The 8,047-nt window shown below is 55.7% G+C and carries 6 protein-coding genes; 4 read left to right on the plus strand and 2 right to left on the minus strand.

Translation table 11 applies throughout. The annotated features are described in order from the left end of the window. The first annotated feature begins 1 nt into the window (after position 1). On the plus strand, positions 2-784 hold the full coding sequence (locus ACLPGZ_RS18270; RefSeq protein ID WP_060185106.1) for a TrmH family RNA methyltransferase: 783 nt from the start codon (positions 2-4) through the stop codon (positions 782-784). A 258-nt stretch (positions 785-1,042) separates the two neighbouring features. Beyond that, on the plus strand, positions 1,043-2,491 hold the full coding sequence (locus ACLPGZ_RS18275) for an amidase (protein WP_239054282.1): 1,449 nt from the start codon (positions 1,043-1,045) through the stop codon (positions 2,489-2,491). 188 nt (positions 2,492-2,679) lie between these two features. Here the strand turns inward: ACLPGZ_RS18275 and ppsR are convergent, their stop codons facing one another. Then, entirely contained in the window at positions 2,680-3,513 is an 834-nt protein-coding gene (gene ppsR, locus ACLPGZ_RS18280) for a posphoenolpyruvate synthetase regulatory kinase/phosphorylase PpsR (RefSeq protein ID WP_035271714.1), read from the minus strand. A 169-nt stretch (positions 3,514-3,682) separates the two neighbouring features. On the opposite strand from ppsR, the gene ppsA reads away from it, so the two are divergent. Next, a complete protein-coding gene (gene ppsA, locus ACLPGZ_RS18285) occupies positions 3,683-6,049 on the plus strand; it encodes a phosphoenolpyruvate synthase (protein WP_429641802.1) in 2,367 nt (788 codons plus the stop codon). 491 nt (positions 6,050-6,540) lie between these two features. Here the strand turns inward: ppsA and ACLPGZ_RS18290 are convergent, their stop codons facing one another. Further along, positions 6,541-7,182 (minus strand): TetR/AcrR family transcriptional regulator, encoded by a 642-nt coding sequence (locus ACLPGZ_RS18290; RefSeq protein ID WP_226349376.1) that lies wholly within the window; start codon positions 7,180-7,182, stop codon positions 6,541-6,543. A gap of 341 nt (positions 7,183-7,523) precedes the next feature. On the opposite strand from ACLPGZ_RS18290, the gene ACLPGZ_RS18295 reads away from it, so the two are divergent. After that, on the plus strand, positions 7,524-8,047 hold a 524-nt coding region (locus tag ACLPGZ_RS18295), incomplete at its 3' end, for an FAD-dependent oxidoreductase (protein ID WP_429641804.1).

The raw sequence follows: 8,047 nt of genomic DNA on the forward strand, positions 1-8,047 counted from the left end.
AATGAGGCTGATTGAATCCAAAGATAATGCGCTGTTCAAACGAGTACAGCGCTTGGCTCACGATAAACGCGAGCTGGACGGGGGCGATCAACTGATTTGGTTGGAAGGCATTCATCTGTGCCAAATGTGGCTGGAACGCCGTGGTTTGCCGGAACTGGCTGTTTTCGAGATGGACCGCCACTCCGACGAGTTGCTGGAGCTGGCGCGTTTCTTGCCAGGCCATAGCAGCGTCACCTTCAATGCCACTTTGATGAATGCAGTCTCCCAGGTCGGCCAGGGGCAGGGCATAGGCTTTATTGTCCGCGTGCCTCGTGGACAGACTTGGACGGCTCCCACGAAACGCGCCATCTTGCTGGATCAGGTTCAAGATCCGGGCAATGTAGGCACGGTGCTGCGCACCGCCGTGGCGGTGGGCCTGGAAGCGGTGTATCTGACACCGGGCTGTGCCAGCGTGTGGTCACAGAAAGTGCTGCGTAGTGCGCAGGGCGCTCATTTCTCCATTCAAATCCATGAGCAGGTCGATGGAGTAGCATTGCTTGAACAAGCGGCCTTGCCGGTGCTGGTGACCTCTCTGGGCCCGAATACCCAGGACCTGTACGAGTCCAGCCTGCCAGACCAAGGGATTTGGGTTTTTGGTAATGAGGGCCAAGGTGTCAGCCCGGCCTTGCTGGCAAAGGCGAATCAACGCTTGTTCATTCCCCAGGCGCCCGGTGTTGAGTCCTTGAACGTGGCCATTGCCACCGCACTGTGCCTGTACGAGCAACGTCGTCAGCATAGCCGCTAGTTCCAGCGGCTTTATTGCACAGCATCACGCAGAGTTAGCCTGTATGGGCTAATTTTGTCTTGATCTAGCACTTGTCTCTATTTGTAAAATCAAGTAAATCATCTAGTAAGGCGCCTGCTTATCGGTACGCTAGTACGGAGTGCCTGGCGCAGTAGGCGCTTGTCTGCTAGCGGCTCGTGCAGAGTCGTCTTTCCCTCCCTTTATCGCTGCATCGTTGTATCCGGCTGGATTCCTAATCTTTTTCAGATGAGGTCAACAATGAAACTTAGCGAATACGCGACCTATGATGCCCTGGCTCTGGCTGAGCTGGTCGCCAAGAAACAAATCAGTGTTCAAGAATTAAGCCAAGTTGGCAAAAAAGCTGTCGACACCCTGAACAGTAAAATTAATGCGGTTGTAGAGAGCTGGGACGGGGAAGTTGATCCCCATGCCGACCGGGACTCCGTACTCTACGGCGTCCCGTTTTTGATTAAAGATTTGGCGATCACCATGAAGGGCAAGCGCTACGAGCTGGGCAGCAAGCTGGCGCAAGATATGGTGATGGATGCAGACAGCACCTTGATGAGCCTCTACAAGGAGGCGGGACTGGTTACGCTGGGGCGAACGACCACCTCGGAGTTCGCTATCAGTACCACGACGGAGGCGCGCTGCGTAGGCCCTACGCTGAACCCTTGGAACCCGGCTTTTAATGCTGGCGGCTCTACAGGCGGGTCGGCCGCTGCAGTGGCGGCAGGGATGGTGCCGGTGGCGCATGCAACTGACGGCGGTGGCTCTATTCGTGTCCCTGCAGCAGTGAACGGCCTGTTTGGTTTGAAGCCCACTCGGGGGCGTGTCTCCAGCGGTCCTCAGCAAGATGAAGTGTGGAGTGGTCTGCTGGCCCACCTGGGTGTCAGCCGCAGTGTGCGAGACAGTGCGGCCTTGCTGGATGCGATTAGTCGTCCCGGTATCGGCGAGCCCTATTACACCGCGGCGCCCCCGCAGAGCTTTTTATCGGCCGTCAAGAAGAATCCGGGTTCCTTGCGTATCGGCTTGATGATGGACCCGCCCAGCGGCGATAAAACCCAATCTGCCATAGCGGCCAAGGCGATTGATATGGCTTCGGTGTTGGAGTCCTTGGGCCATCAGGTGGAGCCCCTGGTGTTTGATTCCGGCGTCAGTTGGGAGGCTTTTGTGCACGCCAATGCTCAGTTCTGGAACGTGAATACGGCTGCATGGATAGACAGCATTGCAGCGGCGACAGGACGCCCGGTGAACGAGGAGTATCTGGAACAGGCCACGCTGGCGGCCTACGCCTACGGCAAGAAGATTAGCGGGATTGATATTCTGGGGGCGATTGCCGTGCGCAATACAGTCTCACGGAATTTAGGGGCGTATTTCCAGAAGTACGATGTGCTGATGACGCCCACCGTACCTACGCTGCCCATGAAGGTGGGCGAGTACAACAAGGTACAGGATCAGGTGGATGGCCTGGGCTGGATTGCCCACGTCTTCCGGCAAACGCCTTTTGCTGCTTTGGCCAATATCAGCGGTTCGCCCTCCATGTCCGTGCCTGCTGGGCAGGATGTGGCCACCTCTTTACCCATAGGGATGATGTTTACAGCCGGCTATGGCCAGGAATGCCTTTTGTTCGGGCTGGCTGGGCAATTGGAGCAAGCCTTGCCTTGGGCCGATCAGCACCCGCAGGTTTGGGTGGGCAAGCTGGACTAAGAGGGGGCAACAATAGTGGATGCAAGCCGGTATAGGCAAACCGACACCCGTAGAGGCGCAAGCGGATGCGTAGCAGACCTGATACCGTACCCGCAGCAAACAAAAAGGCCTGCGCCAGGTATCACACCGGGTTCAGGCCTTGATGTTGAGGCTGTCCGAATACGCCCGAAGGGGTAGGGGTTCAATCCTTAGTAGGAGCGGCGGTCCAAACCGACATCATCCAGAATCTTGGTGGAGATTTCCTCAATGGATTTGGTGGTGGTGGACAGCCAAGGAATGCCTTCCATACGCATCAGGCGCTCGGCTTCGGCCACTTCCATGCGGCACTGTTCGATGGTGGCGTATTTGCTACCCGGACGGCGTTCATTACGCACTTCGGACAGACGGTCTGGATGAATGGACAGGCCAAAAATCTTTTTCCGGTAAGGAGCCAGCGTGGCGGGCAGGGTACCGCGCTGGAAGTCTTCGGGAATGATGGGGTAGTTGGCGGCCTTGACGGCATACTGCATTGCCAAGTACAAGCTGGTAGGCGTTTTTCCGCAGCGGGACACACCCACCAGAATCACGTCGGCTTGTTCCAGACCATTCACGTACTGACCATCGTCGTGCGCCAGACTGAAGTTGATGGCCTCGATGCGGCTGTTGTAGCGCTTGGACATGCCACCGGAGTGCGAACGGCCCACGGAACGGCTGGATTTCACCCCCAGGGCGCGTTCAATGTGTCGTACAAAGGCACCAAACAAGTCCAGGAAGGTGCAATTGGCTGCGCCAATGATGTGCGCCATCTTGGGGTCAACCAGGGTGCTGAAGACCAGAGGCTGCTGGCCCTGTTCCTGCGCGCATTGGTTGATGCGATCAGCGACAGACTGGGCTTTCTCGATGGTATCGATGAAGGGGATCCGGATGGCCTGAAATTCGAATTGAGCGAATTGCGACAGGACGGAGTTGCTGAAAGTTTCGGCGGTAATGCCCGTGCTGTCGGAAACGACAAAGACGGTACGCTCAATAGGAGAAGAAGACATGGAATAAGTCGTGCACAATGCTCGGGAAACGGTACAATTTGCAAGATTACCATTTACCGCTCGAATCGGGGGATGGAAAGGCAGGTTTGCTTAGGACAGATCACACAGACAGCGCTGCTGGGATCACTGCCTTAAGCAAACACGCTTTTTTTTCTATTCAAGGTGACTTATGTCTTACGTAATTGGTTTCGACAAGCTCCGCATGACGGACGTCGACACAGTGGGCGGTAAAAACGCTTCGCTGGGTGAAATGATCAGCCAGCTGGCTGATGCCGGTGTGCGCGTGCCAGGTGGTTTTGCCACAACAGCCGAAGCATTCCGCGTTTTCCTGAAAAACAAGGATCTGGACAAGCGCATTCAGCAGCGTCTGGACGCGCTGGACGCCGACGACGTGCGTGAACTGGCTGCTGCCGGTGCCGAAATCCGTCAGTGGATCATCGACACTCCGTTCCCAGCCGAGTTTGAACAAGCCGTACGTGACGCGTTTGCTGAGCTGGACGCCGATGGCAAAGGTTCCTTTGCCGTGCGTTCTTCCGCAACCGCGGAAGACTTGCCTGACGCTTCCTTTGCCGGTCAGCAAGAAACCTACCTGAACGTGGTGGGCATTGACGAGGTGCTGAGCAAGATTCACCACGTGTTTGCTTCCCTCTACAACGACCGCGCTATTTCCTACCGCGTACACAAGGGCTACGCCCACGCTGAAGTGGCTCTGTCCGCTGGTATCCAGCGTATGGTGCGCTCCGACAAGGGCAGCGCCGGCGTGATGTTCACCCTGGACACCGAATCGGGCTTCAAGGACGTGGTTTTTCTGACCTCCTCCTACGGCCTGGGCGAAACTGTGGTGCAAGGTTCGGTCAATCCGGACGAGTTCTACGTTTACAAGCCAACGCTGGCTTCCGGTCACTACCCCATCATCAGCCGCCGTATCGGCTCCAAGCTGATCAAGATGGAATTTGACGAAGGTCGTACCACCGATCACGCTGTACGTACCGTGGACGTGCCTGTGTCCGAGCGCAATCGTTACTCCCTGAGCGACGAAGAAGTGATCGAACTGGCTCGCTACGCCACCATTATTGAAAAACACTACCAGCGTCCCATGGACATTGAGTGGGGTCGTGATGGTATCGACGGCAAGATCTACATTCTGCAAGCCCGTCCTGAGACGGTTAAGTCCCAGCAAGGCAGCAACGATGTGCAAGAGCGTTACCGCCTGAAAGCCACCGGCGACGTGTTGGTTACAGGCCGCGCCATTGGCCAGAAGATCGGTTCGGGCAAAGTCCGTATTGTGGCGGGTGCCTCCGAGATGGATCTGGTCAAACCCGGCGACGTGCTGGTGACCGACATGACGGACCCTAACTGGGAACCCATCATGAAGCTGGCTTCGGCTATTGTCACCAACCGTGGCGGCCGTACCTGCCACGCGGCGATTATTGCTCGCGAACTGGGCATCCCTGCCGTGGTCGGTTGCAACAACGCCACAGACGTGCTGAAAGAAGGCCAGGAAGTGACGGTATCGTGTGCTGAAGGCGACGAAGGCCGTATTTACGACGGTCTGCTGGAAACCGAGATCGAGGAAGTCAGCTGGGGCCAAATGCCCGAAATCGGCCTGAAAGTCATGATGAACGTGGGTAACCCACAACTGGCTTTCGACTTCTCGCAAATTCCGAACGATGGTGTGGGTCTGGCCCGTCTGGAATTCATCATCAACAACAACATCGCGATTCACCCCAAAGCCGTTCTGGACTACCCCAATGTGGATAGCGACCTGAAAAAGGCGGTGGAATCGGCGGCTCGTGGCTACGCCAGCCCACGTGCTTTCTTCGTGGAAAAACTGGCTGAAGGTATTGCGACTCTGGCCGCTTCCTTCTATCCCAAGCCCGTCATTGTGCGTTTGTCGGACTTCAAGTCCAACGAATACCGCAAACTGGTGGGTGGTTCGCGTTACGAGCCCGAGGAAGAGAACCCAATGCTGGGCTTCCGCGGTGTGGCTCGCTACCTTTCCGAAGACTTCGCAGAATGCTTCAAGATGGAATGCGAAGCCCTGAAGAAAGTGCGCGACGAAATGGGTCTGACCAACGTCGAAATCATGGTGCCATTCGTGCGTACCCTGGGTCAGGCAGAGCGTGTGGTTGAGCTGCTGGCTTCCCACGGTCTGGCTCGTGGCGAAAACGGCCTGCGCCTGATCATGATGTGCGAAGTGCCTTCCAACGCTATTTTGGCCGAGAAGTTCCTGCAGTACTTTGACGGCTTCTCCATCGGTTCCAACGACATGACTCAGTTGACCCTGGGTCTGGATCGTGACTCCGGTATGGAACTGTTGGCTGCTGACTTCGACGAGCGCGACGAAGCCGTGAAGTTCATGTTGAGCCGTGCCATCAAGGCATGTCTGGCACAAAACAAATACGTCGGTATTTGTGGCCAAGGCCCTAGCGACCACCCCGATCTGGCCAAGTGGCTGAGCGAAGAAGGCATTATTTCGCTGTCGCTGAACCCTGACACGGTTGTGGACACCTGGCAGCGTCTGGCCAAGGCCTAAGGACTAAGACCTAAGCCACTGCCAGGGAAACGTCTCTGGCAGTACGCTGGTCAAGCCAGTCAAGACTCAACACCCCGACATGGAGCTTCCATGTCGGGGTGTTGTCGTTTTCGGGCGCTTCTTTTGCCTGCGCTTCTGTTCTTGCTCTTGTCCGTGCTCAGGCGATTTCGTTTTGTGGTTCTTTTACCCTGATAGTGCGTCTATGTTGCCGTATTGGCAGGCTGGAGTCGGTGTGCGAGCTTGTACAAGTATCGCCGAGTGCTCGTGGTGTAGGGCAGGGAGAAGCACAGGTTCAATCCTGACGATCGGCACCGATCAGGGGCAGGGCGCTGGTGAAAGGTAGTGATGGGGAAAAGGGAATCGTCGTCACCGCCCTGGATCGGGCGGCATGGATTCAGATTGTCTTGAAGGGTTCGCTGTCAGCTGTAGAGCATAAAAGCCGGGAACCGTAGGGAGATGGCAATCAGCGCTTGCCGCCGATTGATACAGCCTTAGTTTGCTGTGTCGTTTTGATAAACGTGCAAGAACATATCCAGAATATGTTCGGTTTCGCTTTGAATGTGTTCTTCGCTCCAGGGTTCCATAGCACCCATTAGCAGGAGAATAATTTCGCCTTCGCTCAGGCAGCGGAAGTGTTCCACCATCAATGCCGGGTCCAGCTTGCGCAAGGTCCCGCGTTCGATGTGGCGGGCAAAAAAGCACTTTACGCCGTCCCAGATCTGGTCATCCAGCATCTCCATGAAACGCTTGCCGATATCGCTGTGGCCACCTACAGAGACGACGATACGCAACAATTGGGCGGTTTGCTTGGAGTAAAGATTGCGCAGCATGGGCAGCAAGAAGCGCTTCAGTTCTTCGCGAATATCGCCTTCGCAGTCCAGCTTGGTCAAGACCTGTTCGGTAAATTCCTGGGCGCCTGTCAGCAGGACAGCCAGCAAGAGGTCTTCTTTGGAGGGGAAGTAGTTGTAGAGTGTGCCCTTGGAGCCGCCTGCCAATGCAGCGATTTGGGACATGGATGTGGCCTCAAAACCATTCTCGCGAAAAACCTCGGAAGCCACTTCCAGGATTTTGTCGCGGCGTTCGCGCCCTTTTCGAGTCGCGCGTTGGGATTTTCGGGGAACATCGTCGTGCATAATGGCAGGCAAAAAATAAGTGAATAGGACAAAGTCAGCATCATACCGTATCAATAGCTGCTGTGCTGCTGCTCTATTTCGATCGTTAAGGGGAAGCAAGACCAAACCCCTTGATTTTACGACATGCACTGCTGCTGGACCTATTTGTTTGCGCCGGTCTTTGATCTAAGGCCTATTAAAGCGCAAAAGAGCCACATATTCGGGTGGTAGCACAGGCCGGCGCTTCTGGGCGCGCCTGGCGGCGTCTACAGATCGCTATAGTCCTTATCTGTTTTGATTTAAAGTATAAGGCGGCGGTTCTGATACTCTCTTTGCTCAAGACAAGTCCCAAGGAGTTCTGGATGTCTACTACGCAGTCGTATCAAGTGGTGATCGTGGGGGGCGGGGCAGGTGGCCTGGAGCTGGCTGCCAAATTAGGACGTCAGTTCGGGCGTCAGCATATCTTTCTGGTCGACAAAGACAGTGACCATATCTGGAAACCGTCCTTGCACGAGGTTGCCGCCGGCACCTTGGATATTCACCGCGAAGGGCTGTCATATTTCATGCTGGCACGAGACTGTGGTTTCACTTTTATTCAAGGTGAAATGACCGGTATAGATCGCGAGCAGCGCAGCATTACGCTGGCTCCTGTCCTGGGGCCCGATCATGAAGAAGTCTTTCCGGAACGCAGCCTGTCCTATGGCACCCTGGTGATGGCCGTGGGTAGCAAATCCAATTTTTTCAGTACGCCTGGCACCCATGAACACGCGCTGGCTTTGGACTCGACCCATCAGGCAGAGCGTTTTCGTTTGAAATTGCTCAATGAGCTGATCAGTGTGACACGCCGCGCGCAGCGTGAGCCGGGGGCACCGCTGTACATCAATAT

This window comes from Alcaligenes sp. Me129, from assembly GCF_050487245.1.
GTDB classification, from domain to species: Bacteria; Pseudomonadota; Gammaproteobacteria; order Burkholderiales; family Burkholderiaceae_B; genus Alcaligenes; species Alcaligenes phenolicus.

Bases quoted from the DNA above. Each gene is read 5' to 3' on its own strand.
- ACLPGZ_RS18270 (WP_060185106.1), top strand. From the start codon at position 2: ATGAGGCTGATTGAATCCAAAGATAATGCGCTGTTCAAACGAGTACAG.
- ACLPGZ_RS18275 (WP_239054282.1), top strand. From the start codon at position 1,043: ATGAAACTTAGCGAATACGCGACCTATGATGCCCTGGCTCTGGCTGAG.
- ppsR (WP_035271714.1), bottom strand. From the start codon at position 3,513: ATGTCTTCTTCTCCTATTGAGCGTACCGTCTTTGTCGTTTCCGACAGC.
- ppsA (WP_429641802.1), top strand. From the start codon at position 3,683: ATGTCTTACGTAATTGGTTTCGACAAGCTCCGCATGACGGACGTCGAC.
- ACLPGZ_RS18290 (WP_226349376.1), bottom strand. From the start codon at position 7,182: ATGCACGACGATGTTCCCCGAAAATCCCAACGCGCGACTCGAAAAGGG.